Annotated in this window: 27 protein-coding genes and 1 pseudogene; 10 read left to right on the top strand and 18 right to left on the bottom strand. The window is 62.6% G+C overall.

Going from position 1 to position 25,461, the window contains the following annotated elements:
* Nucleotides 1–83: 83 nt before the first annotated feature.
* From FS767_RS02680 to FS767_RS02660, 5 genes are all read right to left on the bottom strand, one after another.
* Entirely contained in the window at nt 84–1,484 is a 1,401-nt protein-coding gene (locus tag FS767_RS02680; RefSeq protein ID WP_144964091.1) for a pitrilysin family protein, read from the bottom strand.
* The gene (locus FS767_RS02675; protein WP_144964090.1) at nt 1,481–2,824 is read right to left on the bottom strand and encodes a pitrilysin family protein; all 1,344 of its coding nucleotides are present in this window, start codon (nt 2,822–2,824) and stop codon (nt 1,481–1,483) included. Before FS767_RS02675 ends, FS767_RS02680 begins: the two co-directional genes overlap by 4 nt.
* A 70-nt stretch (nt 2,825–2,894) precedes the next feature.
* A complete protein-coding gene (gene rsmD / locus FS767_RS02670) occupies nt 2,895–3,497 on the bottom strand; it encodes a 16S rRNA (guanine(966)-N(2))-methyltransferase RsmD (protein WP_058602891.1) in 603 nt (200 codons plus the stop codon).
* Nucleotides 3,497–4,987 (bottom strand): pitrilysin family protein, encoded by a 1,491-nt coding sequence (locus FS767_RS02665; RefSeq protein WP_144964089.1) that lies wholly within the window; start codon nt 4,985–4,987, stop codon nt 3,497–3,499. Before FS767_RS02665 ends, rsmD begins: the two co-directional genes overlap by 1 nt.
* Complete coding sequence (locus tag FS767_RS02660; protein ID WP_144964088.1) at nt 4,980–6,335, bottom strand: pitrilysin family protein; 1,356 nt, start codon at nt 6,333–6,335, stop codon at nt 4,980–4,982. Before FS767_RS02660 ends, FS767_RS02665 begins: the two co-directional genes overlap by 8 nt.
* Before the next feature lie 230 nt (nt 6,336–6,565).
* On the opposite strand from FS767_RS02660, the gene ftsY reads away from it, so the two are divergent.
* The 4 genes from ftsY to rpoH all read left to right on the top strand — a co-directional run bounded on the left by ftsY (nt 6,566) and on the right by rpoH (nt 10,725).
* Complete coding sequence (ftsY, locus tag FS767_RS02650; protein ID WP_144964087.1) at nt 6,566–8,059, top strand: signal recognition particle-docking protein FtsY; 1,494 nt, start codon at nt 6,566–6,568, stop codon at nt 8,057–8,059.
* Between the two features lie 2 nt (nt 8,060–8,061).
* Nucleotides 8,062–8,733, top strand: coding sequence for a cell division ATP-binding protein FtsE (gene ftsE, locus FS767_RS02645; RefSeq protein ID WP_023532835.1), 672 nt, complete (start codon nt 8,062–8,064; stop codon nt 8,731–8,733).
* Nucleotides 8,730–9,758: a permease-like cell division protein FtsX gene (ftsX, locus tag FS767_RS02640; RefSeq protein WP_144964086.1), complete on the top strand. Its 1,029-nt coding sequence runs from the start codon at nt 8,730–8,732 to the stop codon at nt 9,756–9,758. The genes ftsE and ftsX overlap by 4 nt, the downstream gene beginning before the upstream one ends.
* A 112-nt stretch (nt 9,759–9,870) precedes the next feature.
* Nucleotides 9,871–10,725, top strand: coding sequence for an RNA polymerase sigma factor RpoH (rpoH, locus tag FS767_RS02635; RefSeq protein ID WP_023532728.1), 855 nt, complete (start codon nt 9,871–9,873; stop codon nt 10,723–10,725).
* Between the two features lie 82 nt (nt 10,726–10,807).
* Here the strand turns inward: rpoH and mtgA are convergent, their stop codons facing one another.
* Nucleotides 10,808–11,518, bottom strand: a complete 711-nt coding sequence (mtgA, locus tag FS767_RS02630) for a monofunctional biosynthetic peptidoglycan transglycosylase (RefSeq protein ID WP_144964085.1) — start codon at nt 11,516–11,518, stop codon at nt 10,808–10,810.
* A gap of 63 nt (nt 11,519–11,581) precedes the next feature.
* Between mtgA and FS767_RS02625 the strand changes: the two genes are divergently transcribed.
* From FS767_RS02625 to trmB, 4 genes are all read left to right on the top strand, one after another.
* Nucleotides 11,582–11,953 (top strand): DUF423 domain-containing protein, encoded by a 372-nt coding sequence (locus FS767_RS02625; RefSeq protein ID WP_027913492.1) that lies wholly within the window; start codon nt 11,582–11,584, stop codon nt 11,951–11,953.
* A 102-nt stretch (nt 11,954–12,055) separates the two neighbouring features.
* Nucleotides 12,056–12,256, top strand: coding sequence for a sulfur carrier protein ThiS (thiS, locus tag FS767_RS02620; protein ID WP_033728350.1), 201 nt, complete (start codon nt 12,056–12,058; stop codon nt 12,254–12,256).
* A gap of 53 nt (nt 12,257–12,309) precedes the next feature.
* The gene (locus FS767_RS02615) at nt 12,310–13,104 is read left to right on the top strand and encodes a thiazole synthase (protein WP_023532295.1); all 795 of its coding nucleotides are present in this window, start codon (nt 12,310–12,312) and stop codon (nt 13,102–13,104) included.
* Between the two features lie 9 nt (nt 13,105–13,113).
* Nucleotides 13,114–13,836, top strand: a complete 723-nt coding sequence (gene trmB / locus FS767_RS02610) for a tRNA (guanosine(46)-N7)-methyltransferase TrmB (protein ID WP_058602898.1) — start codon at nt 13,114–13,116, stop codon at nt 13,834–13,836.
* Between the two features lie 186 nt (nt 13,837–14,022).
* Here the strand turns inward: trmB and FS767_RS02605 are convergent, their stop codons facing one another.
* The 9 genes and pseudogenes from FS767_RS02605 to FS767_RS02565 form a co-directional block, all read right to left on the bottom strand.
* Nucleotides 14,023–14,349 carry a DUF3392 domain-containing protein gene (locus FS767_RS02605; protein ID WP_144964084.1) on the bottom strand — a complete coding sequence of 109 codons (327 nt, stop codon included), beginning with the start codon at nt 14,347–14,349 and terminating at the stop codon, nt 14,023–14,025.
* A gap of 9 nt (nt 14,350–14,358) precedes the next feature.
* A pseudogene (hemW, locus tag FS767_RS02600) lies at nt 14,359–15,495 on the bottom strand (radical SAM family heme chaperone HemW); the annotation flags it as partial.
* A 35-nt stretch (nt 15,496–15,530) separates the two neighbouring features.
* Nucleotides 15,531–16,127: an RdgB/HAM1 family non-canonical purine NTP pyrophosphatase gene (gene rdgB, locus FS767_RS02595; protein WP_058602900.1), complete on the bottom strand. Its 597-nt coding sequence runs from the start codon at nt 16,125–16,127 to the stop codon at nt 15,531–15,533.
* Entirely contained in the window at nt 16,124–16,558 is a 435-nt protein-coding gene (locus tag FS767_RS02590; protein WP_144964082.1) for a DUF4426 domain-containing protein, read from the bottom strand. Before FS767_RS02590 ends, rdgB begins: the two co-directional genes overlap by 4 nt.
* Nucleotides 16,559–16,576: 18 nt before the next feature.
* A complete protein-coding gene (metW, locus tag FS767_RS02585; RefSeq protein ID WP_058602902.1) occupies nt 16,577–17,197 on the bottom strand; it encodes a methionine biosynthesis protein MetW in 621 nt (206 codons plus the stop codon).
* Nucleotides 17,198–17,204: 7 nt separating this feature from the next.
* Nucleotides 17,205–18,344: a homoserine O-acetyltransferase gene (locus tag FS767_RS02580; RefSeq protein ID WP_144964081.1), complete on the bottom strand. Its 1,140-nt coding sequence runs from the start codon at nt 18,342–18,344 to the stop codon at nt 17,205–17,207.
* Nucleotides 18,345–18,432: 88 nt separating this feature from the next.
* Entirely contained in the window at nt 18,433–19,023 is a 591-nt protein-coding gene (locus tag FS767_RS02575) for a YggT family protein (protein WP_058602904.1), read from the bottom strand.
* Between the two features lie 10 nt (nt 19,024–19,033).
* On the bottom strand, nt 19,034–19,852 hold the full coding sequence (gene proC, locus FS767_RS02570) for a pyrroline-5-carboxylate reductase (protein ID WP_144964080.1): 819 nt from the start codon (nt 19,850–19,852) through the stop codon (nt 19,034–19,036).
* Between the two features lie 38 nt (nt 19,853–19,890).
* On the bottom strand, nt 19,891–20,577 hold the full coding sequence (locus tag FS767_RS02565; protein WP_144964079.1) for a YggS family pyridoxal phosphate-dependent enzyme: 687 nt from the start codon (nt 20,575–20,577) through the stop codon (nt 19,891–19,893).
* Nucleotides 20,578–20,641: 64 nt separating this feature from the next.
* On the opposite strand from FS767_RS02565, the gene FS767_RS02560 reads away from it, so the two are divergent.
* The gene (locus FS767_RS02560; RefSeq protein ID WP_144964078.1) at nt 20,642–21,637 is read left to right on the top strand and encodes a type IV pilus twitching motility protein PilT; all 996 of its coding nucleotides are present in this window, start codon (nt 20,642–20,644) and stop codon (nt 21,635–21,637) included.
* A 74-nt stretch (nt 21,638–21,711) separates the two neighbouring features.
* Here FS767_RS02560 and FS767_RS02555 read toward each other — a convergent pair whose 3' ends face one another.
* On the bottom strand, nt 21,712–22,341 hold the full coding sequence (locus FS767_RS02555) for a C40 family peptidase (protein WP_058602908.1): 630 nt from the start codon (nt 22,339–22,341) through the stop codon (nt 21,712–21,714).
* A 166-nt stretch (nt 22,342–22,507) separates the two neighbouring features.
* Between FS767_RS02555 and FS767_RS02550 the strand changes: the two genes are divergently transcribed.
* A complete protein-coding gene (locus tag FS767_RS02550) occupies nt 22,508–22,927 on the top strand; it encodes a TM2 domain-containing protein (RefSeq protein ID WP_144964077.1) in 420 nt (139 codons plus the stop codon).
* 57 nt (nt 22,928–22,984) lie between these two features.
* On the opposite strand, the gene FS767_RS02545 is transcribed toward FS767_RS02550, so the two are convergent.
* Nucleotides 22,985–23,683: an SPOR domain-containing protein gene (locus FS767_RS02545; RefSeq protein ID WP_023532748.1), complete on the bottom strand. Its 699-nt coding sequence runs from the start codon at nt 23,681–23,683 to the stop codon at nt 22,985–22,987.
* A gap of 1 nt (nt 23,684) precedes the next feature.
* The gene (gene argS, locus FS767_RS02540) at nt 23,685–25,421 is read right to left on the bottom strand and encodes an arginine--tRNA ligase (protein WP_058602910.1); all 1,737 of its coding nucleotides are present in this window, start codon (nt 25,419–25,421) and stop codon (nt 23,685–23,687) included.
* Nucleotides 25,422–25,461 lie beyond the last annotated feature (40 nt).

The raw sequence follows: 25,461 nt of genomic DNA, 5'->3' as shown, positions 1-25,461 counted from the left end.
GGTAACTCGTGATGTGCCCGGCTAGAGTGCCATGAAACAGCGCCTGTATCAGCTCTCACTGACTCGCCTGTGCTCCTGCTCGCCTATCGCTGTGCTGGCTCCGGCGTAGGCAAAGGGGACTGCTCGGCGTCGGGGCCGAGGGTGACGAATACCTGAGGTGCGTTGCGCCACCACACCTGCGCCACTTCACGAAGGTGGGCAGGGGTCAATGAAGCAAGCCTGTCCAGATGGGTGGTCAGGTAATCGGCGGGCAGGCCCTGATGACTGTGCGTGGCCAATGTCGCTGCCAACTTTGCGCTGTCGGCCAGCTCCCGGTGCAGCCGAGCAGCGATCTGGTTGACGGCCATGTCGCACTCCACCTGAGTTGGTCCAAATTCATGGAGGCAATCCAGCATGCCTGCGACCAGGGCATGTGAAGATTCCCGGTATTGCGGGGCGACGTCCCAGTGTACGTGCAACAGTGTTCCCGCATCCAAGTGCCTCAGTTTCGTAGTGACCGTGTAGGTCAGCCCTCGCACATGGCGCAGTTCCTGAGGCAAGCGCGCCTCGTAGTTGCCGCCAAGAATCTCGGTCAGCAACTCCAGTGCAGCATAGACCGGGGCGCTGGGTAGCACGGGGACGGCCAGGGTGAGCATTGCCTGAATTGCACTGCCAGGGTGCGTAATATGGCGTAACAGCGCCGACTGCTCAGCCAGCATGGACGGTGGCTGCGCTGCCCACCGCTGCGGCAAATCACGTATCAGGTCATTGACCAATTGCTCCGCCTCGTCTCGGCTCAGGTTGCCAACCAGTCCTATATCGAGGTTACTGGCCGAGTAAGCCTTTGCATGAAAGGCCCGCATCTGGTCAGTGGTCAAGGGGCCGATGATCGCTGCATCGGCGTGCGAAGCGTACGGATGGCCGCTGAATACATGACCGGTGGTCGTATTGATCAGGCGTGCAAGCGGATTGAGTTTTTGCCGGCCTTGGTAGAGCGCTATTCGATCACGTATCTTCGCCACGTCCTCTGCGCGAAACGCTGGGCGGGCCAGCATCTGCGCCAGCGTTTGCGAAACAGCTCGCAGCAAGCCGGGTGTGCTCAGGCACCTTAGCGTGATCGTGGCTTTGTCTTCGCTCAACGAGCGTCCCACGATGGCGCCCCTCGAAGCCATGTGCTCGGCAAACTGCGCCGCATTGAGGGTTTCGGTACCCTGATCAAGGCTGTAGAGCGTCAGCGCAGCCAGCCCTGGATGATCGCCATCAAGAGCACTACCTGCCCGGAATCGCAGCACCAGATCAATCATGGGCCGATCGTGCGCAGCTACGAAACTGACCTTCGTACCTTGCGCCGTCTCCCATCGCTCAGCCGTGGCCAGAAGGGCAGGAGGCTGGTCGAGTTCGACCGTTTGGGTCGAGGTCAGCCTTGCCATCGCTTGACGCGCAGCATCGATGGCAGGCCCCTGGCACAGCACAGGTGCTGGTTGGCGTATCTGATCGTCGGTCATGCTTGCGCTCCTGGTAAAAGAGAGGTGGTGGTCAGCCGCTCACGCCCCAGATAAGTGCGCGCTACCTGCTGCACCCGAGCGCTATCGATGATCGAGATCAGGCGCGCATGTTCGTCGATCAGGGTTGCTGGCTGCCCTGTCGCGGCCATGGCGCCGATTTGTGAGGCTTGGGCCATTGGGCTGTCGAGAGAGAAAAGCTGGCGGGCGAGCAATCGCAGTTTTATCCGCTGCAACTGCTCGTCGGACAAGGCTTCGGTTTGCAGGCGTGCTATCTGCTCGTAGATAGCGTCAGCAGCTTGTTCGAGGGTCGCATTCAGCGTGTTCACATAGGCTGAGAAGGTGAGTACGGTGTCGCCACGTACAAGGGGGTCATAGGTTGCGGCAACGCCTGTCAGCAGGCCCCGGCCCCTGACAAGTTCGGCATACAACCAAGCGCTGGAGCCCTCGGCCAGTACTTCACAGATCAGTTCGAGGGTCTTGCTCGTGAGTGCATCGATGGCTGTGGCACAGCTGGGGACGTTGAAGGACATCAACAGACCATGGCTAAGCCCCGGCAAGCTGACGGTCTGGCTGCGTTCAGCCAATGGCGCGTCTGAGCGAGGAAAAGGCGAGTCTGTCAGCTGGCCGCGCTCCACGTGCGCGAAGTACGTTTCGACCTGCTGTTTCAACGTTTCCAGTTCTACGTTGCCCACCACGACGAGCGTGGCGTTGTTAGGCCGGTAATGGGTGATGTACCACTGCCGCAGCGTTGGAAGGTCGATGCTTTGTAGATCCATCGCCGAGCCGAAGCTTGGGGTCGCATACGGGCTGCTGCCGTGAGCCAAGGCCAGGTGACGGTCGTAGGCTTGCTGGACGGGCTGGGCGTCCACCTTCAGGCGTCGTTCGTCAGCGATTGCCTTGGCGCCTCGTGCCAACTCGGGCAACCCGAATGTGGCTGTGTCCATGGCATCTGCCAACAGTTCGAGCGCAACGGGCAGGCGCGATGCAGGCAGCAGCATGTCGAAAGAGGTGGCGTCGAGGTGAGTACTGGCATTGGCCTGCCCTGCAAGACGGGCAACGACTTTGGCGTACTGCCCAGGCTCCAGCTTGCGGCTGCCTTCGAAGATGACGTGTTCGAGCAAGTGCGAGAGGTTGGTCTGCCCTGCCGGCTCATGGCGGGTACCGACGTTGTACCAGAGCTGGACGGCGGCGAGGGCATTTCGGCTCTGCTGCCTCAGGTAGACGGACAGGCCGTTCTCAAGCGTGAAATGCTGGATAGGGGAGGGGCTGGCGCTTGCAAGAGAGGCAAGCGCCGCCGAGACATCATCGGCCAGTGAAGGCGCAGAGAGTGATACGGTCATGCTGAGGTGCTCGGGTGGCTAGAGACCCGAGCAGCATCAGTCAATGCAAGACCTGGCCTGCGCTATATAACTAGCCCCGTTGCCACAGCGCGTAGTGCACCTGTCCGGTTTTTTTCTCCCGGTGCAGGCGCCAGTTAGCAGGCAACTGCAAGGTCGATGGAGCCGCTTCGCTCTCGGTGTATACCCATGCTTGCTCGCTCAGCCACTGGTGCTGTTCAAGCAGATTGCAGGTGTCTGCCAGCAACTGTTGATGGAAGGGTGGATCCAGGAACACCAGGTCGAACTGCTTTTTGGCAGGGCCTTGCAGATAACGCAAGGCATCGGTCTGCAGGATCTGCCCCCGTGGGCAGCGCAGGAGCTCGAGGTTGTTCTTGAGGTTGGCGATGGCCGCAGGGTTGCTGTCCAGCGCCACGGCGTCCTCGGCCCCGCGCGACAGGGCCTCCAGCACCAATGCTCCGCTGCCGGTGAAGGCATCGAGCACGTGCGCGCCCTCGATGTAGGGTGCCAGCCAATTGAAAACCGTCTCGCGTACCCGGTCAGGCGTAGGGCGCAAGCCCTCACCGTCGGGCACGGCCAGGCGACGGCTGCGCCATTGGCCCGCGATGATGCGCAGGTGGCCCTGGCCCTTGCTCTGGCCCGGTTGCTGGCGAGCGGGAGGGTTGGATCTTGGCATTAGTGCTCCGGTACCCCGAGCGGTTGCCCGGAGGGTTTATCAGTGGGGGCTGGCAGTGGCTTCTGCAGCACCTTTGGGCCAACCGTGACGATGACCAGCTTGTCGGCAGACAGGTGCTTGTTCATGGCGTCTTTAACCTGTTCGACGGTCAGGGCCTGGGACTGCTGCATGAAGTCTTCCAGCCAGCTCAATGGCAGGTTGTAGAAGCCGATGGCGCCCAGTTGCCCGACGATGCTGGCATTGCTGGCATTGGAGAGCGGGAAGCTTCCGGCCAGCTCGCGCTTGGCATCGTCCAGCTCTTGCTGGGTAGGACCGCTGCGCAGGTAGTCGGCCAGAATACCCTGAACCAGCTTCAATGTCCCTTCGCTGAGCTCGGCGCGGGTTTGCAGGTTGATCATGAACGGGCCGCGTACTTGCATTGGGCTGAAGGCCGAATAGACCCCGTAGGTCAGGCCGCGCTTTTCCCGCACCTCGCTCATCAGCCGCGTCCCGAACGCGCCACCACCGAGGATCTGATTGCCCAGTGACAGGGCTGGCCAATCCTTGTCCTGGCGATCGATACCCAGCTCTGCGAGCATCAGGTGGGTCTGCTGAGACGGAAACTCGATGTGGGTGAAGCCTGCCTTGGGCTCCGTCGGTTGGGCTGGAGCAGGCAAGGCCGGGCCTTTGGGCAGGCCGGCTGAAACCTGCGCGGCAATTGCCTCGGCTTCGCTGCGGTTCAGGTCACCCACCAGTGCGATGACGGCATTGCCAGGCGTGTAGGCCTTGGCGTGAAACGCTCGCAACTGCTCCAGGGTAATGCCAGTGATGCTTTGCGGTGTTCCATCGCTGGGATGGGCATAAGGGTGTTCGCCGTACAGGTTGGCGAACAGCGTCTTGCCTGCAAGCTTGCCGGGGTTCTGCTTGTCGTATTCGAAGCCGGCCAGCATCTGGTTCTTGAGCCGTTTGAGCGCATCCTCCGGGAAGGTGGGCTTGCCTGTGACTTCGGTAAACAGCTTCAAGGCCGGGTCGCGCTTGTCCTTGGCACTGAGGCTACGCAGCGAGGCGACGGCCATGTCGCGGTACGAGCCGTTGCCGAAATCTGCGCCCAGGCCCTCGAAGCCCTGGGCGATGGCCGTCACATCCTTGCCCTTTACGCCTTCGTTGAGCATGGCGTTGGTCAACGCCGCCAGGCCCGGTGTGTCACCGTCCTGGCTGCTGCCGGCGGCGAAGGTCACGCGCAGGTCGAACATCGGAAGCTCGCGGGCTTCGACGAACAGCACCCGCGCGCCTTCAGCCGTGTTCCAGTGCTGGATGTTCAACTGGCGGGTGGTGGGCGCCTTGCCGTCAAGCTCGGCCAGGGACTGTAGAGTGTTGGCCTGCCGGGCTTGTGCATTGCCAGCCTTGGCAGCGTCCTGGGCCAGTGCCGGTACGGCCAGTGCAGCCGTCAATGCCCAGGTACAGATACCCGTAGCCAGCCAGTGGGGGCGATGCAAGCGACGGTCACTCATGAGCGGACTCCTCGGGCAGAACATGGGCAACGCTCAGGCGTTCGCGGGTGAAATAGGTACGGGCAGCTTGCTGGATGTCCTGAGGAGTAACGCGCTTGAGTTCGTCCAACTCGCTGTCGATCAGCTTCCAGGACAGCCCGACGGTTTCCAGCTGGCCTATGGTGGTTGCCTGACTGCTTATTGAGTCGCGGTCATACACCAGCCCGGCGATGACCTGGGCGCGCACACGCTCGAGCTCTTCTGCCGTGGGCGGAGTAGTCTTGAGTTCATCCAGCAGTTGCCAGATGCCCTTTTCCACGTCTGCCAGGGTTTTTTGCTTCTGCACGTTGGGTGTGGCTGAAATGAGGAACAGGCTGTCGCCGCGCGTGAAGGCGTTGTAGCTGGACGAGGCGCCGGCCACCAGTTCCTGCCCGCGCTCCAGTCGTGCGGGCATGCGTGCGCTGTAGCCGCCGTCGAGCAAGGCCGAGATCAGACGCAAGGCATGCACCGTGCGAGGGTCCTGGGCCGTGGGCAGGCCGGGTACGTTGAAGCCGTAGATCAGGCTTGGCAGCTGGGTGCGCACGTGCAGGGTCAGCTGGCGCTGGCCGGGCTCAGCCAGCTCCAGCGGCAGCTTGGCCGCAGGTGTGTCCCGGCGAGGGATAGCGCCGAAGTACTTCTGGGCCAGGCCCTTGACTTCGTCGGCGGTGACATCGCCCACCACCACGAGCGTGGCGTTGTTGGGCGCATACCACGAGGTGTACCAGTGGCGAAGCTCCTCGACCTTCATGCGCTCCAGGTCGGCCATCCAGCCAATGGTCGGGGTGTGGTAGCCACTGGCCGGGTAGGCCATGGCCCGAAACAGCTCGAACGCCTTGGCATTGGGCTGGTCATCGGTGCGCAGGCGGCGCTCTTCCTTGATGACCTCGATTTCACGGCTGAACTCGTCGGCCGGCAGGCGCAGGCTGGCCAGGCGATCGGCCTCCAGCTCGAAGGCGACCGGCAAGCGATCACGCGCCAGCACCTGGTAGTAGGCGGTGTAGTCGTCGCTGGTGAACGCGTTCTCTTCGGCGCCCAGGTCCCGCAGGATGCGCGAGGCCTCGCCGGGGCCGACCTTGGCACTGCCCTTGAACATCATGTGCTCAAGCGCATGGGAAAGGCCGGTCTGGCCAGGCGTCTCGTAGCTGGAGCCGACCTTGTACCAGATTTGCGAGACCACCACTGGCGCGCGATGGTCTTCGCGCACGACCACTTTGAGGCCGTTATCCAGGATGAATTCGTGGGTGGGTTGCACATCGGCGGCTAAGGCCGCAAGCGGGAGGCACAGCGTGCCGAGCAACAGGCCAGCGGCGCGGCGGGCTAGAGCATTCATACGGTGTTTAACCTGTTCGGCGGCCCGCTGGGTTTAGCGTCGGCAGGCCAGGAGGTGCTAGGATACTGATCCGGTTGCCTGGCGACCATGCCTGTCGCCGTTCTGGCCTGCAGGACATCAAGACAAAACGTTGCGCATGAACCAGCCGGCTTCTAGATAGTCTGTTCTGCGTAGAAAGAATTCCTGATGCGCCCTAGCGGGCCATCGCTACCCTGAGATAGCCGTCTTCCATGTTTGGTTCCAACGACGACAAAAAAGCGCCGGCCGAGGCTGGCGAGAAGAAAGGCCTGTTCGGCTGGTTCCGCAAGAAGCCGCAGCCACCTGCGCAAGCGGACGTGCCGGCGGAAAAATCCCCAGCTGTCGAAGCGCCCGCAGTAGCTGATCCCGAGCGAGCGCAGGTGCCTGCGCCGCTGGACGAGCACGCCGCTGCGGCCCCGGTCGTTGCGCCGCGTGCGGAGCCTACACCCCCTGCTCCCGTGACGCCTGAGCCCTTGCCCGAGGTCGCCGCGCCCGAGGCACCGGCGCCGGTTGTCGACCCTGCACCGCACGTGCCCGCGCCTGTACAGGCGATTGTGCCTGAAGCCGAAATCCCTGCCCCCGTGAGCAATCTGGTGCTGCCGGTTGCAGAAGAACCCGTGGCGCTTGTGCCCGATCTGCAGGCCAAGGCGCCACCGGTCATTCCGGATCGCCCGGCGCCTGCGCCAGCAGTCCAGCCCATTGCAGAGCCGGCCAAGGTCGATCCGCACGTCGAGGCCGAGGCTGCCCCGCCCGTCGAGGCCGCCCAGGCCGAGCCTGTGAAAGCAGGCTTTTTCGCCCGCCTCAAGCAGGGGTTGTCGAAAACCAGCGCCAGCATTGGCGAAGGCATGGCCAGCCTGTTCCTGGGCAAGAAAGTCATCGACGACGACTTGCTCGACGAGATCGAGACTCGCCTGCTGACCGCCGACGTCGGGGTGGAAGCCACGTCCACCATCGTTCAGAACCTGACGCAGAAGGTGGCTCGCAAGCAGCTGGCCGACGCCGATGCGCTGTACAAGTCCTTGCAGGAAGAGCTGGCCGCGTTGCTCAGGCCTGTCGAGCAGCCGCTGGTCGTGGCGGCGCAGAACAAGCCCTATGTGATCCTGGTGGTAGGCGTCAATGGCGCCGGCAAAACCACCACCATCGGCAAGCTGGCCAAGAAGCTGCAAATGGAAGGCAAGAAAGTGATGCTCGCTGCAGGCGACACCTTCCGGGCCGCGGCGGTCGAGCAATTGCAGGTGTGGGGTGAGCGTAACCGCATCCCGGTGATCGCGCAGCACACCGGCGCCGACTCCGCTTCGGTGATCTTCGACGCGGTGCAGGCAGCCAAGGCCAGGGGCGTGGATGTGCTGATCGCCGATACCGCCGGGCGCCTGCACACCAAGGACAACCTGATGGAGGAGCTGAAGAAGGTCCGTCGCGTCATCGGTAAGCTCGATCCCGATGCACCGCACGAAGTGCTGCTGGTGCTCGACGCCGGTACTGGCCAGAACGCCATCAGCCAGGCCAAGTATTTCCACCAGAGCGTGGAGCTGACCGGCCTTGCGCTCACCAAGCTCGATGGTACCGCCAAGGGGGGTGTCATCTTCGCCCTGGCCAAGCAATTCAAGCTGCCTATCCGGTTCATCGGTGTCGGTGAAGGGATCGATGACCTGCGCACCTTCGAGGCCGAGCCGTTCGTCAAGGCCCTGTTCGCCGAGCGAGACTGACCATGATTCGATTCGAACAGGTTGCCAAGCGCTACCCCAACGGTCACGTGGGGCTGCACGAGCTGAGTTTCCGGGCGCGTCGGGGCGAATTCCTGTTCGTCACCGGGCACTCGGGCGCAGGTAAAAGTACGCTGCTGCGCCTGCTGCTGGCCATGGAGCGTCCTACCAGCGGCAAACTGATGCTGGCCGGGCAGGACCTGGGCCAGATCAGCAATTCGCAGATCCCGTTTCTGCGCCGCCAGATAGGCGTGGTGTTCCAGAACCACCAGTTGCTGTTCGACCGCACGGTCTTCAACAACATTGCCTTGCCCCTGCAGATACTGGGCTTGTCCAAGGCCGAGATCGCCAAGCGCGTGGACTCGGCGCTGGAGCGGGTGTCTCTGGTCGACAAAGGCGAGCTGTACCCTGCCGACCTGTCGACCGGCCAGCAGCAGCGCGTGGGTATCGCCCGCGCCATCGTGCACCAGCCAGCCCTGCTGCTGGCCGACGAGCCAACGGGTAACCTTGACCCGCGCCTGGCTGCGGAGATCATGGGGGTGTTCGAGGACATCAACCGATTGGGCACAACCGTGCTGATCGCCAGCCACGACCTGGCCCTGATCGCGCGCATGCGTCACCGCATGCTCACCTTGCAGCGCGGGCGTCTGATCGGCGACGGGGAGGCCGGACAATGAGTACGACACGATCACCGAAGGTCTCCGAGCGCGTCGCGCCTAAACCTGCCGACCCACAGCCTGCGAAGAAGCGTGGCGCAGGCTCCGACGATGACGGTCCGGACCTGCGATCGCTCATGCATGCCTGGCTCGAGAGCCATCGCGCCAGCCTGGCGGACAGCTTACGGCGACTGGGCAAGCAGCCCATTGGCAGCTTCTTCACGTGCATGGTGATGGCCGTGGCGCTGAGCATGCCCATGGGGCTGTCGTTGCTGCTCAAGAACGTCGAGCAGTTGGGCGGGTCCTGGCAGCGCGCCGCGCAGATATCCCTGTACCTCAAGCTCGATGCCAGCAGCCGTGACGGCGAGGCGTTGCGCGATGAAATCAAGGGCATGCCTGGCGTAGCAGAGGCGCAGTATGTCAGTCGCGAGCAGGCGCTGCAGGAGTTCCAGCAACAATCGGGCCTGGGCGAGGCGCTGCGAGAGTTGCCCGACAACCCACTGCCCGGCGTAGTCGTGGTGACCCCGACCGAAGTCGACAAGCCGGCCCTGGAAGCGTTGCGTCAGCGCCTGTCGGAGTTGCCGCGCGTCGATGTAGCGCAGCTGGACCTGGTGTGGGTCGAGCGGCTGGCGGCCATCCTCAAGCTTGGGGACCGGTTCGTCTTCGGGCTGGCCGTGATGCTCATTTCTGCGCTGCTTTTAGTAATTGGCAACACAATTCGTCTACATATCGAGAACCGCCGTGTCGAGATCGAAGTGATCAAGCTGGTAGGGGGCACCGATGCTTACGTACGCCGGCCTTTCCTGTACATGGGGGCCTTGTACGGCCTGGGCGCGGGCCTGTTGGCCTGGGCCATCCTGGCATTTGGCCTGGGGTGGCTGAACGAGGCCGTGGTGAGCCTGTCCGGTCTGTATGGCAGCGATTTCGCCTTGGATGGCGTACCTGCCTCCGATGGTCTGTCGCTCTTGATCGGAGCGGTGCTGTTGGGGTATATCGGTGCATGGATTGCAGTCGCCCGCCACTTGAACGAGCTGGCGCCGCGATAGTTTTTATTGGCCAGCATTGGCCTGGGCGTGCCCGTTGGAACTTGTACCTGGGCCCCAGGTCTATGTAGGCAGCGCCTGAAAAGCGCGAGTTCAGTAAGTCGGAGGTTCTTGAATGACCACATCGTTGCAACCTGCGTATGCCCTGGTCCCCGGTGCAAACCTGGAGTCCTACGTGCATACGGTCAACAGCATCCCGCTGCTGACTGTCGAGCAGGAGCGTGATCTGGCTGAGCGTCTCTATTACGAGCAGGACCTCGAAGCTGCTCGGCAGATGGTAATGGCCCACCTGCGGTTCGTCGTGCATATCGCCCGTAGCTATGCCGGTTATGGGCTGGCCCAGGCCGATCTGATCCAGGAAGGCAACGTGGGCCTGATGAAGGCCGTCAAGCGCTTCAACCCGGAAATGGGCGTGCGCCTGGTGTCGTTCGCCGTGCACTGGATCAAGGCCGAGATTCACGAGTTCATCCTGCGCAACTGGCGTATCGTCAAGGTGGCGACCACCAAGGCCCAGCGCAAGCTGTTCTTCAACCTGCGCAGCCAGAAAAAGCGTCTGGCCTGGTTGAACAACGACGAAGTGCATCGGGTTGCCGAAAGCCTGGGGGTCGAGCCTCGTGAAGTCCGCGAGATGGAAAGCCGTCTGAGCGGTCACGACATGGCGTTCGATCCAGCAGCCGAAGCCGATGACGACAGTGCCTTCCAGTCGCCTGCGCATTACCTGGAAGACCACCGTTACGACCCGGCGGTACAGCTTGAAGATGCAGACTGGAGCGACAACTCCACCAGCAACCTTCATGAGGCCTTGCAGGGTCTGGACGACCGTAGCCGGGATATTCTGTACCAGCGCTGGTTGGCCGAAGAGAAAGCCACCCTGCACGAGCTAGCCGAGAAATACAGCGTGTCGGCCGAGCGCATTCGCCAGTTGGAGAAGAACGCGATGAACAAGGTCAAGGCCTTGATCGCTGCCTGATCGTTCTCTGCTCGACAAAAAGCCGCTGCCCTGCAAGGGGACAGCGGCTTTTTTCATGGCTGCCCTGTACGCGGTGCCAGGCTCAGGGCCTGCGTGATGTGTCCAATTGCATCAAGTAGCTGGGCCCACCCAGCTGGCTCATCTGGCGGCGAATCCAGCCAGCGCGGCTGGCCACGTAGGGGCTTGGCTTGCCAGCATTCCACTTGAGAGGGCTGGGCAGCACCGCGGCCAGTTGCGCGGCTTGTTGCCGGCTGAGTTGACTGGCTTCCACACCAAAGTGATGGCGAGCGGCTGCCTGGGCGCCGAACACACCCTGGCCCCACTCGGCACTGTTCAGGTAGACCTCAAGAATGCGCTGCTTGGTCCAGAACAGCTCGATCAAGCCGGTGAACCATGCTTCCAGCCCCTTGCGCAGCCAGCTGCGCCCCGGCCACAGGAACAGATTCTTGGCCACCTGTTGGGTCAGGGTGCTGGCCCCGCGCACGCTACCGCCACGCTCGTTGAAAGCCAGGGCTGCCTGGATGGCGGGTATGTCGAACCCCCAATGGTTGGCGAACTTCTGGTCTTCGCCAGCGATGACCGCCACCTTGAGGTCATCGGAGATATGGTCCCAACCCACCCATTCGCGCTGCAGGTCAATCGGTTCGCCGCTCACCCACGATTGCACCTTGCGCTCGAGCATCAACGCCGTACCGGGCGGGGGCACCCAGCGAAACACCATAACCAGCACGATACTGACGGCAGCAAACCAGAGCAGGGCGCGCAGAAGACGTCGGAGAAGGTTTCGCAGCATAGGGTGGCTTGGCCGGACGTTTGGGAAGGGCCATTATACAGACCCGATTCGAGGAGTCGTCCCATGCTTCGCAGCTTCCTGATGCTTGCCGCTTTTTTCGGCTTTACCGGCGTGGCCCTGGGCGCCTTTGCAGCCCACGGCCTGAAAAATCGACTTAGCGCTGACTACCTGGCTATTTTCCACACCGGTGTCACCTACCAACTGGTTCACGCGCTGGCGCTGTTTGGCGTGGCATTGCTGGCGGTCCATCTGCCTGGCCGGCTGGTGGGTTGGGCCGGTTATCTGTTCGTGCTGGGTATCGTGCTGTTCTCCGGCAGCCTGTACCTGCTGACGCTGACCGGCATCAGCAAGCTGGGCATGATCACGCCCATCGGTGGCCTGTGCTTCCTGGCAGGGTGGCTTTGCCTTGGGCTCGCCGCGTGGCGACTGGGCTGACTGCCCAGTCCACATTAACGACTAATGGCGTGCGGTGGCCTTGGGTTGCGCGGCCTTTCGGCGCTAGAATGCGGGCCCCAAAGAACAATGGTGGCCGTGAGCATGCGTATCCAACTGAACGGTGAACCCTACGAATTGCCTGCTGGCGAAAGCGTCGCCGGGCTACTGGCCCGCCTTGAGCTGGCTGGCCGCCGCGTGGCGGTGGAGCTGAATCAGGACATCGTGCCGCGCAGTCAGCATGACACCACCGCGCTGAGCGATGGCGACCAGGTCGAAGTGGTGCACGCGATCGGCGGCGGCTGACCGCTGTCGGCAACCCAACCGCAGGCCCAGCAACCTTTTCCCGAGGAACAACGATGAGCAACGTTCGCAGCGACAAGCCCTTCACCCTGGCCGGGCGTACCTTCCAGTCGCGCCTGCTGGTAGGCACCGGCAAGTACCGTGACATGGAGCAAACCCGCCAGGCCATCGAGGCCTCGGGTGCCGAGATCGTGACTGTCGCGGTGCGCCGCACGAACATTGGTCAGAACCCGGGCGAGCCGAACCTGCTGGACGTACTGCCACCGGACCGCTACACCATTCTGCCCAATACTGCCGGCTGCTATGACGCCGTCGAAGCGGTGCGTACCTGCCGCCTGGCCCGGGAGCTGCTCGATGGGCATAACCTGGTCAAGCTGGAAGTGCTGGCCGACCAGAAAACCCTGTTCCCCAACGTAATCGAAACCCTCAAGGCCGCCGAGGTGCTCGTCAAGGATGGCTTCGACGTGATGGTCTACACCAGCGACGACCCGATCATCGCCCGCCAACTGGCCGAAGCCGGCTGTATCGCCGTCATGCCCCTGGCTGGCCTGATCGGTACGGGGCTTGGCATCTGCAACCCCTACAACCTGCAGATCATCCTCGAAGAATCCAAAGTACCGGTGCTGGTGGATGCTGGCGTAGGCACTGCCTCCGACGCCACTATCGCCATGGAAATGGGCTGCGAGGCGGTGCTGATGAACTCGGCCATCGCCCATGCCCAGCAACCGGTATTGATGGCCGAGGCCATGAAGCACGCCATCGTGGCGGGTCGCATGGCGTACCTGGCCGGTCGCATGCCCAAGAAACTCTATGCCAGCGCCTCTTCGCCGCTGGATGGTCTGATCAAGTAAGAGCCCCTGATGACTGATTCGCAAGATCTGCCGAACGCCGCCGACGGCGACGCCCGCCCACACCGCCGCATCAAGAGCTTCGTGATGCGTGCCGGGCGCATGACCGAAGGCCAGCAGCGCGGCCTGGACCAGGGTGGGCCGCTGTACATCCTGCCGCTGGCGGACAGCCCGGTCGACTACGACCAGGTCTTCGGCCGCTCGGCACCGCGCACGCTGGAAATCGGCTTCGGCATGGGTCATTCCCTGCTGGAAATGGCCGCCGCTGCGCCTGAGCAGGACTTCATCGGTGTCGAGGTCCATCGCCCAGGCGTTGGGGCGCTGCTCAATGGCGTGCTCACCCAAGGGCTGACCAACCTGCGGGTATACGATTGCGATGCCATCGAGGTATTGAACCGTTGCGTGGCCGACGACAGCCTTGACCGCCTGATGCTGTTCTTCCCTGACCCTTGGCACAAGGCGCGCCACCACAAGCGCCGCATCGTCCAGCTGGCGTTCGCCGAGTTGGTACGGCGCAAGCTCAAGCCCGGCGGCGTGTTCCACATGGCCACGGACTGGGAACCCTATGCCGAGTACATGCTGGAAGTGATGAATGCAGCCCCTGGCTATCGCAATCAAGCAGCGGACGGTACCTACGTGCCGCGGCCGACCGAGCGGCCGATCACCAAGTTCGAACGCCGCGGCGAGCGCTTGGGCCATGGTGTCTGGGACCTGAAATTCGAAAAGACCGCGTGATCCGCTAAGCCGGACGCTGTGCGGATGGACAAAAAGCTGCCTTGCAAGCGCTGTTATTTGGGGCCACGGCGCGGCCCCAGCGATCTTGATGAACAGCATCACTCTGCAAGGTCGGTTTTTGAGTGCCGACAACCACGGGGGCTAACGCCAAGGCGTTACGTAAAAGGCGGCCGGACTGTTACAGCTTCAGCCGCGACGGTCCGCCACTACGCCGATCAGCGCCAGGACCACCAGAAGCACAGGCGCCAACGCGTAGTTGTTGAACTGGCTCAGCCCCTTCAAAACCCAGGGTGTGGCGTAGATCAAGGCCGCGCCGCTGCCGATCATCACCAGCAATGCCATCAGCGGCACCCGCAGGGCCCCTGTCAGCCCGCCCAGGCGCTGCTCGGCCCAGGCATTGATGTCCGTCCCGAACAGCACCAGCAGACAGCCTACCAACGCCAGAGAAATCTCCGACAAGTTGCTGCGGCTCCAGCGGGAAATCGTCGCGAGCAGGTCGAGTACCAGATCCATGGGTCATCCTTAGGTCAAGAAATACTGCAGCAAGTCATTGAGGAACAGTTGGCCCCTGGGCGTTGCCACCAGTCGATCCGGTTCGACCTGCAAAAGCCCTCTTTGTTCTGCCAGGCGACGAGCTTGGGCGAGCCGTGCGAGCGGCAACCCGGTGCGGTCGGTGAACAGCTGCGCTTCCACACCCTGGGTCAGGCGCAGCGCGTTCATCAGGAACTCGAAGGGCAGCTCGTCCTCGGGCAACTGTTTTTCGCCGGCCTTGAACGGTTTGGCCAGGTTCAGGTAGTCCTTGGGCAGCCGGGTTTTCCAGGTGCGTACGATACGGCCGTGCGCATAGGTGAGCTTGCCATGGGCCCCGGCACCAATGCCGATGAAGTCTCCGAAGCGCCAGTAGTTGAGGTTGTGGCGGGCAGCGCGCTCGGGCTGAGCGTAGGCAGACACCTCGTACTGGCCGAACCCGTTGGCCGCCATCAGGCCCTGGCCGGCTTCCTGGATGTCCCAGAGGATATCGTCCTCGGGCAGCTCGGGCGGCTGGTTCCAGAATACGGTGTTGGGCTCTACCGTCAGTTGATACCAGGACAGGTGCGTGGGCCCGAGCTCGATTGCCTGACGCAGATCGCCCAAGGCGTCGTCCATCGACTGGTCGGGCAAGCCATGCATCAGGTCCATGTTGAAGTTGTCGAAGCCTGCGGCCCTTGCCATGCCAGCAGCGCGGATCGCTTCCTCGCCATTGTGGATGCGGCCCAGCGCTTGCAGCTTGGCCGGTTGGAAACTCTGCACGCCAATGGACAGGCGGTTGATGCCGGTCTGGCGATAGGCCTTGAACTTGTCCTGTTCGAACGTTCCCGGGTTGGCTTCCAGGGTGATCTCGATGTCCGAAGCGAATGGGATGCGTTGCTCGACGCCGCGCAGCAACCGGCCCAGGGCATCGGCACTGAACAGGCTTGGTGTGCCACCACCGAAGAAGATCGAGGTGATGGCGCGGCCCTGGACTGCGGCCAGTTCCTGGTCAAGGTCGGTCAGCAGCGCCGCAACGTAGGCCGCTTCGGGCAACTCAGGCCCTGCGGCATGGGAATTGAAGTCGCAGTAGGGGCATTTGCGCACGCACCACGGGATGTGGATGTACAACGCCAACGGCGGCAGCTGGCTGATGCCCGGTGCCTGGATGAGCGACGACGTCAGGGTCATGCCAGGCCCAGACGTTGACGCAGCAGCGCCATGGCGCGGGCACGATGGCTAATCTGGTTCTTGTCAGCCGGGGTCAGGTCGGCGCTTGAGCAATCACGTTCTGGCACCCAGAACAGTGGGTCGTAGCCAAACCCGTGTTCGCCGCTTGCCTTGAGCAGGATGCGACCGTGCCACAGGCCTTCGCACAGGATTGGCAACGGATCATCGGCGTGCCGCACCAGCGCCAATACACAGACGAACTGCGCACCGCGCTCGGCCTCGGGTACGTGCTTCAGCGCGTCGAGCAACTTGGCGTTGTTGGCGGCATCGCCCTGGCCGTCGGCATAACGCGCCGAGTAGATGCCAGGTGCACCTCCCAGGTAATCCACGGCCAGACCGGAATCGTCCGCCAAGGCGGGCAGCCCGGAAATGCGCGCGGCATTGCGCGCTTTCAAGATGGCGTTCTCGACGAACGAGAGGCCGGTTTCTTCCGGCTCGACCTGGCTGAACTCGCCAATCGATCGCAATTGCACGGATTGACCGAGCATCGCCTGCAGTTCCTTGAGTTTGCCGGCGTTATGGCTGGCCAATACGAGTTGCTGGAAATTCATCATTCGCCTGGGAAAACGTCCTGGTTGAAGCTGAAGGAGTGACTGACACCACCGGCTTGGACACCTAGCTCGAAGACGACGGTCTCAGGGTGTTCGATCTTGAATTGGGCGACGTAAGACGCGGTGCCGTGGTCGGTGACCTGCTTGAAGGCCAGGGGCTGCTCGCGCCCGGTCAGGTCCTTGACCGCGCCGCTGACCACGGCCGTGATGGGTTTGCCGGCTCTGAGTACGGTGAGGCTGAGCACGCCCTGGTTACGGCTGCGGACCAGGCCTGTGGCCGCTGCGACCTGCGGGGTGAGCATGCTTGAGGTAAACGCGCCGTAGTGCACCGTGATATCGCCAAATACCTCTTTGCGAGCAGCGCGTGCAGTATCGGCTGCCAGTGCTGGCATTGCCAGACACAGGCTGATCAAAAGCAGGGCAAGGCGACGCATGGTGCAGATTCTCCTGGGTCAGACCGCGAGTTGATGTGCCTGCAGGCCGGGGCTGCTGACCCGGTAGATACCGATTTCGCCCAAAAGGTTAGGCCAGAGCCGGCCGCCCAGACCGTTGCGGTGCATATGATCCACCGCCAGTCGGTCCAGCACCTTGGCCTTGCGCTCGTGGACCAGCTCTTCGAAGTCGGCGAAGGTGCAGAAGTGGATGTTAGGGGTGTTGTACCAGGTGTACGGCATGAAGTCCGAGACGGGCATGCGGCCTTTGGTCGCCAGGTACCACCGGCAGCGCCAGTGACCGAAGTTGGGGAAGGTGATGATGCACTGGCGACCGACGCGCAGCATTTCGTCCAGGATGCGGTCGGGGTACTCCACCGCCTGCAAGGCCTGGGTCATGATCACCACGTCGAAACTGTCGCTGGCGAAATTGCCCAGGCCTTTGTCCAGGTCCTGCTCGATGACGTTCACGCCCTTGGCCACGCAGGCGGCGATATTGTCCCCGTCGATTTCGAGGCCGTAGCCGGTGACCTGCTTGCGGTCGCGCAGCGAAGCCAGCAGCTCGCCGGTACCACAGCCCAGGTCCAGTACCCGGCTGCCGGCGGGAATCCAGTCGTGGATGATTTCCAGATCGGCTCTCATGCTGTCCTCAGAGGGTAATACGGTTCATGTAGTTCGAGAAACCCTGCATGTAGCGAGGCGTGGGAATCAGGAAGGCATCGTGGCCGTAGGGCGAGTCGATTTCCAGGTAGCAGACGTTCTTGCGCGCCGCCATCAGGGCATCGACGATTTCCCGCGAGCGCGCCGGCGAGAAGCGCCAGTCGGTAGTGAACGACATGATGCAGTAGTTGGCTTTGACATGGGCCAGGGTCGCGGCCAGATCGCCATTGTGCGCCGCCGCCGGGTCGAAGTAGTCCAGTGCCTTGGTCATCAGCAGGTACGTGTTGGCATCGAAGCGCCCGGAGAATTCTTCGCCCTGGTAGCGCAGGTAGCTTTCGACCTGGAACTCCACACTGTGGAAGTCGTAGTTGAGCTTGTCACTCTTGAGCTCGCGGCCAAATTTCTCACCCATCGAGTCATCCGACAGGTAGGTGATATGCCCGACCATGCGTGCCAGCATCAGCCCCCGCTTGGGAATCACGCCCTGGTCCTGGAACGAGCCGCCATGGAATTCGGGGTCGGTGAGAATGGCCTGGCGCGCCACCTCGTTGAACGCGATGTTCTGCGCGGACAGCTTGGGCGCCGAGGCGATATCGACACAGTGGCGCACGCGCTCGGGATAGCTGATGGTCCACTGCAGCGCTTGCATGCCGCCCAGGCTGCCACCCACCACGGCGGCCCACTGCGCGATGCCCAGGCGCTCTGCCAGGCGGACCTGGCTGTGAACCCAGTCTTCGACGGTCAGGATCGGGAAGTCGGCGCCATAGGCCTTGCCAGTGGCCGGGTTGATGCTGCTTGGCCCGGTGCTGCCATTGCAGCCGCCCAGGTTGTTCAGGCTGACCACGAAGAAGCGGTTGGTGTCGATGGGCTTGCCTGGGCCGATGCAGCTGTCCCACCAACCCGGCTTGCGGTCAGTGGCGGCGTGGTAGCCCGCGGCATGGTGGTGCCCAGACAGGGCATGGCAGATCAGTACTGCATTGCTCGCGCTGGCGTTCAGCGTGCCATAGGTTTCGTAGACCAGCTCGTAGCTGCTCAGCGAACGGCCGCAGGCCAGAGCCAGCGGCTCGTCGAACCGGGCGGTCTGGGGTACGACCAGACCGACGGAATCTTCTGGAAAGACAGTGGACATCGACCCTGCTCACGCTTGACGGAGGCGTAAGTCTAAAGAGCACCACCCCCAGCGGCAAGCGCAGGCTTGTCGCCAGGGTGCTGCCGGGTCAGATCATCCGCCACAGCTCCTGCGGCATGCCAGCGTAGGCAGCCAGTGGTGGCATGACGAACGACTGGATGACCTGAATGGCCAGGAACGCGAAGATCGGCGAAATATCCATGCCCCCCAGGTTTGGCACGATACGGCGGAACGGCGCCAGCACCGGCTCGCTGATCTGATACGCAAGCTCGGCCGCCGGGTTGTGACTGTTGGGCGCTACCCAGGAAACGATCACCATGACGATCATTGCCACCCAGAAGATTTTCAGGAACAGCGAGGTGATGCCGATGATGGCCCACAACAGCAGGTGCAGCACATCACCGAAGGTGCCGTAGGTCACCATCAGCACGAACCCCATCAGCAGGGCCTGGATGAGCACGGCCAGCAGCAGCGATGAGGTATCCAGCCCGGCGATGCTGGGTACGATCCGGCGGATCGGCTTGAGCAGCGGTTGGGTCGCGCGCACCGTGAACTGGCTGAGCGGGTTGTAGAAGTTGGCCTTGACCAGTTGCAGCACAAAGCGCAACAGGACGATCACCAGGTACAGGCTGACCAGTGTTTGCACCACGAAAATCGCGGCGCCGGACAGTGCATTCATTTGAAACTCCTTATTTGCCCAGTTGCTCGGCCAGCTCAGCGGAGCGTGTGGCTGCAGCGTGCAGCGCCTGCTCCACGATGGCCTCGAAACCACTGGCCTGGAACGATTTGATAGCGGCTTCGGTGGTGCCGGCAGGTGATGTCACGCGGCGGCGCAATTCGGCGGCGTCCACATCGCTGGCAACCGCCATGCGGGCGGCGCCCAACGCCGTGTGCAAGGTCAGCTCGGTGGCGGTCTCCCGAGGCAGGCCGAGCTTCTCGCCCGCCGCAGTCATGGCCTCGATCAGCAGGAAGAAATACGCAGGGCCGCTACCGGAGACGGCGGTCACTGCATCCAGTTGCTGCTCCTGTTCGAGCCAGAGCGCCGTCCCTACCGCCGACAACAGTTGCTCGGCCTGCTGGCGTTGCGCGGCCGTGACTTCGGCTGTGGCGTACAGGCCACTGACGCCCTGGCGCAGCAGCGACGGCGTGTTGGGCATGCAGCGCACCACCGGGTGGCTGCCTATCCAGCTCTGCAGGCTGGCGCAGGTGATGCCCGCAGCGATGGACACAATCAGCTGGCCTTCCTTCAGGTCATCGCGCAAGGCCAGGCACACGGTCTTCATCACCTGCGGCTTGACCGCCAGCACGATCACATCGGCGCCTTCGATGGCCTGTGCATTGTGCTCGAAGGTTTCGATGCCCTGTTCAGCCTGGAGGCGAGTACGGGTTTCGGCACCGGGGTCGCTGGCGCGGATGTGCGTCGCCTCCACGCCCTGGGCACGCAGACCGCCGATCAGGCTTGCGGCCATGTTGCCGGCGCCGATAAAGGCAATACGTGTCTTGCTCATGTCAGGTCCTTGTTAGGAAAAGTGAGTTAAGCATGTCATCAAGCGTTGCCGTAGTCGCGGGCACCAAACAAGGCGGTGCCAATACGGACCCAGGTCGCGCCTTGAGCAATTGCCGCTTCCAGGTCATGGCTCATGCCCATGGACAGGGTGTCCAGGCCCAGCCCCAGCGCCTCCTGTAATTGGCGCAACTGGGCGAAGGCTGCTTCCTGGGCGTTGCGATCGGCGGTAGGTTCGGGGATTGCCATCAGCCCACGCAAACGCAGGTTGGGCAGGGCAGCCACGGCCTCCACCAGTGCGGGCAGTTGCGCGGGTGCGCAACCGGCCTTGCTGGCTTCACCGCTGACGTTCACCTGAAGGCAGATGTTGAGCGGCACCAGGCCAACTGGGCGCTGTTCTGAAAGGCGTTGGGCGATTTTCAGGCGATCCACGGAATGCACCCAGTCGAAATGCTCGGCAATGGCCTTGGTCTTGTTCGACTGAATAGGGCCAGTGAAGTGCCAGGTCAGAGGCAGGTCGATGAGTTGCTGTTGTTTATTCAGCGCTTCTTGTAGGTAGTTTTCCCCGAAATCCTGCACGCCTGCGGCATGGAGTTCGCGTATGGCGGCGGCCGGCTTGGTTTTGCTGACGGCCAGCAACCGGACGTCGGCGGGATTACGCCCGGCAACCTGGGCACCCCGGTTGATGCGGTCGCGAATCGAGGAAAGGTTGTCTGCTAGGGTGGACATAGATCGAGGCCGGCAGCTGAAGTTTCGCCGCATTTTACCTGGTTGAAGGCAGATGGGGAGTCTCATGGATGTGACAGACCTGCTGGCGCTTGCCTTGAAGGCAGGTGCCAGCGACCTGCACTTGGCTGCAGGCCAGGCGCCGACGGTGCGCGTGCATGGCGTGCTGCAGCGCCTGCCCGTGCCGATAGCAACGCCGGATGGATTGATGCAAAGCATGGAATCGTTACTCGACGCCGACCCATATCGACAGTGGGCCGCCGGTCACGACCTGGATGTGGCACTGGAGCTGCCCGCGCTTGGGCGGTTTCGCGTGAACCTGTTCAAGCAGATGAACGGCCCTGCGCTCACGTTCCGCTTGATCCCCGCGCGGATCGCCTGCGCCGAAGCGCTCGGCCTGGGCGAGATTGCCCAAACCATTGGCCAATACCGTGACGGTCTGGTGCTCATAGGTGGGCCGACGGGCAGTGGCAAGACGAGCACATTGGCAGCCCTGCTCGATCAGATGAGCCGCGAGCGCGCGCTGCACATCGTCACCCTCGAGGATCCGATCGAGGTCGTCCATGCCAGCCATCAGGGCGTGGTCAACCAGCGTGAGGTGGGCAGAGATTGCTGCAGCTTTGCCCAAGGCCTGCGCAGTGCGTTGCGTCAGGACCCCGACGTGATTGTGCTGGGCGAGTTGAGGGACCTGGAAACCATTCGTCTTGCACTGCGTGCCGCCGAAACGGGTCATCTGGTACTGGCAACCGTTCATACACGCTCAGCGGTGAACAGCATCGACCGGGTAGTAGAGGTATTCCCTGCGCAGGAAAAGGCATGGGTGCGCGCGATGCTGGCAGACTCGCTGCGAGTGGTAGTGGCGCAAGTGCTGGTTGGCCGCCGGGGCGGTGGGAGGGTCGCGGCGCGAGAAGTGCTGGTGGTGACGGATGCAGTCCGCAATCTGATCCGGGAAGGGCGCATGGCCCAGCTCCATTCGGTGATGCAGACCGGCGCGGCAGAGGGTATGCAAACCCTGGCCGGGGCCATTAGGCAACTTCAAGCGCGCGGGCTGCTCGCTGAGTGATGCAACCAGGGCCGCTACCCACCACCTAGGGTTGGCAAGGGAGCGGCCCTCCATGGGGTTGTCATGAGGCAGGGTTAACGCTTGGCCAGGCTAAGCTGTTGCTTTTCCTTGGGCAGTACGCGTTTGGCGACCACGTAGTGTTTCTGCCAATAGGGCTTGCTCAAGTTATCGATGCTCACCCGCTTGCCGCGACGCGGCGCATGAATGAAGCGGTCATTGCCCAGGTAGATGGCAACATGGTTGACGCGGCGGCTCTTGATGTTGAAAAAGATCAGGTCGCCCGGCTTGAGGTCGCCCTTGGCGACCTTGGTGCCGTGACCGCTGGCCATGGCGCTGGAAGTGCGAGGCAGGTTGACCTCAGCCACGTCGTTGAAGGCATAGCGAACCAGGCCGCTGCAATCGAACCCTTTTTTCGGGCTGGTACCGCCCCAAACATAAGGGGTGCCGAGCATGTTCACGGCACGATCGAGCACGGCGCTGCTTTGCTTGCTCGAAGCAGCCGCCACCGTCTTGCCACGCGACTTACTGGCAGCGTTGCCAGGGCGGGCGTGCAGGGTGGTCTGCTTGATGGGCGTGCGCTTTACCGAAGCGTTGGTGGTGTAACCGGTAAAGCCGTTGGGAAGACGTTGCTCACGGTTGGTGGCGTGGGCGGCCAGGGGCAATAGTAGGCAGAGGGTCAGCCATGTCTTGATCAAAGGCGGCATAGATGAAGCTCTTATGAATAGTTGTGTGTTGGGCGCGCAACTTTATAACAGCTTTTTGATCAAATTTTGATCCGCTGGTCGATTCTTGCTTACCATCCGTCGGCCTTGGCGGAAAAAGTCACAACTTTTTTTAGGAAATTTAATCAGCAACCCACGAGGGCCATGCATGAACACTTATCAACAGGGCGCGCCCTTCCACGACACCCACAGCAAGGTGATCGGCTACTTGCTATGGATTTTCGGTTTCACCGGCTCGCACCGTTTCTATTACGGCAAGCCCATCACCGGGACGATCTGGTTCTTCACCTTCGGGCTGCTGGGCATTGGCTGGCTCATCGACCTGTTCCTGATCCCGGCCATGGACCGCGAAGCCGACCTGCGTTTCCACTCTGGCCGAATCGACTACAACATCGCCTGGATACTGCTGACGTTCCTGGGCATCTTCGGCCTGCACCGTCTTTATCAAGGCAAGTGGATCACCGCCATCATCTACTTCTGCACAGGCGGCTTGTTCCTGGTGGGCGTTCTGTATGACTTCTGGACGTTGAACGGGCAGGTGTCCGAGCGCAATGCCAGCCAGCGCTGACCGTTAGCCCCTCTGGCGCGGCCTGGCCAGGCCGCGCCAACCTCTGGGCACTGACTGCTATTGACGGGTTTGACGCTGTTGCAACAGCAGGTTACTGAAGCCCGCGCCAGCCAATTGCTTCTGGGCGACGGTCAACTGCTCGCGGTTGCTGAACGGCCCGACCAGCACCCGGTACCAGGTTTCGTCCTTCACCGTGCCGGACTCCACTTTCACGCTCTGCCCCAGCAGGATGATCTGCGCGCGCACCTTGTCCGCATCGGCCTGCTTGCGGAACGAGCCTGCCTGGAGGAAGAACTGCGTGGTTGCCGCCGGCTTGATCACCGGAGGGGCAGGCGGTGGCGTCTGGCCCAGCAATGCAGCTTGGGCGCGTGCGGTGTCAATCTTGGCGGCCTCTGCCGGGGTCACTGGGGTGACTGGCTGGGCTGGTACAGGTGGCGTCTTCTCCGGCACTGCCTCAGGCGGCACGATGACTTCCGACTCCGGCAGCAAGGTGTAGAAATCGTACTTGGGCTTTACCGGCTGTTGCGGGGTGGCCTGGGTCGACTTCCCGGCTTCGACCGTCTTTTCGGTTTTCTGCTGCTCGGGCTTGGTGCGTTTGATATCGCCGCCACCGGGTTCGAGCTTCATCAGAAACACGATGAACGCACCGATGGTCAGGCCGACTGCCAGCCATACCCAGCCGGGCATGGGCTGCTTGGCGGGCGCCGTCTGACGACTGGCGCCACGTTTGGGGGCAGGTTTCTTCTTGGCAGCCACCTTACATGCGCTCCAGAGTTTCCAGGCCGAGCAGTTGCAGACCTTGCTTGAGGGTGCGCCCGGTCAGCGCTGCCAGACGCAGGCGGCTTTGTTGCTGCTCGGGCGTCTCGGCAGCCAGGATCGGGCAATTTTCATAGAAGCTGGAGAACAGGCCTGCCAGGTCGTACAGGTAGCTGCACAAGACGTGTGGCGTGCCCTTGTCGGCTACGTTGTTGAGAATTTCCCCGAACTGGGCCAGGCGCGCGGCCAAGTCCTGCTCGTGAGGCGCTTGCAGCACGATAGTGCCTTCGACTTCGTCAAAGCCCTTGCCCAGCTTGCGGAACACCCCGGCCACACGGGTGTAGGCGTACAGCAGGTAGGGGGCCGTATTGCCTTCGAAGTTGAGCATCAACTCGAAGTTGAAGCTGTAGTCGCTGGTACGGTGCTTGGACAGGTCGGCATATTTCACCGCACCGATACCCACCACCTCACCGATGCGACGCAGGTCGTCTTCGGGCAGGCCTGGGTTTTTTTCCTTCACCAGCGCATACGCACGGTCCTTGGCTTCGTTGAGCAGGTCGATCAACTTGACCGTGCCGCCGTCACGGGTCTTGAACGGGCGGCCGTCGGCGCCGTTCATGGTGCCGAAGCCCATGTGCTCCATCTGCATCGGGTGCCCGAGGAAGCCGGCGCGGCGAGCGACTTCGAATACCTGGTTGAAGTGCAGTGCCTGGCGTTGGTCGACGAAATACAGGGCGCGATCTGCCTTGAGCACATTGCTGCGGTAGCGCACCGCGGCAAGGTCCGTGGTCGCGTACAGGTAGCCACCATCGGCCTTCTGCACGATCACGGGCAGCGGTTCGCCTTCGCTGTTCTTGAACTCCTCCAGGAACACGCACTGGGCACCCTGGTCTTCGACCAACAGGCCCTTGGCCTTGAGTTCGGCGACGACATTGGCCAGGTCATCGTTGTAGGCGCTTTCGCCCATGACGTCGGCCATGGTCAGCTTGACGTTGAGCAGTTCGTAGGTCTTCTGGCAGTGCGACAGCGAGATGTCCTTGAACCGTGTCCACAGGGCCAGGCAGTCAGGGTCACCCGCCTGCAGCTTGACCACCAACCCGCGCGCGCGCGTGGCGAAGGCTTCGGATTCGTCGAAGCGCTTCTTGGCCGCACGGTAGAAGTTTTCCAGGTCGGAGAGTTCGTCGCTGGTGATCGGGTTTTCTTCGAGGTATGCCAGCAGCATGCCGAACTGGGTGCCCCAGTCGCCTACGTGGTTCTGGCGGATCACCTGGTCACCCAGGAACTCGAGTACCCGCGCCACGCTGTCGCCAATGATGGTCGAGCGCAGGTGACCAACGTGCATTTCCTTGGCGAGGTTCGGCGCCGACAGGTCGACTACCACCTTCTGCGCAGGGCCAGCCTTGCGCGCGCCAAGCCGAGGATCATCAAGCGCTGCGTCCAGGCGGGCGGCCAACGCAGCGGTGTTCTGGAAGAAGTTCAGAAAGCCCGGACCTGCGATCTCGACCTTGCTGATGTCGGCGCTGGCCGGCAGGGCCTGGATCAGTTTTTCGGCCAGGTCACGCGGCTTCATGCCGGCCGGCTTGGCCAGCATCATGGCAATGTTGCTGGCGAAATCGCCGTGGGTCTTGTCCCTGGCGTTTTCCACCTGGATCGCCGGCGACAGCCCGTCAGGCAACACACCGTCGTTGACGAGTTGGGTGAGGGCTTGCTGGATCAGCTGGCGAATGGTGTCTTTCATAGGAATCTCTTTTCGACCGCAAGCGCGGCGGGCGCCTGGA

Source organism: Pseudomonas sp. DE0010, from assembly GCF_007680745.1.
In the GTDB taxonomy this organism is placed as follows: Bacteria; Pseudomonadota; Gammaproteobacteria; order Pseudomonadales; family Pseudomonadaceae; genus Aquipseudomonas; species Aquipseudomonas parafulva_B.
This window is presented reverse-complemented; position numbering and strand designations above follow the sequence as displayed.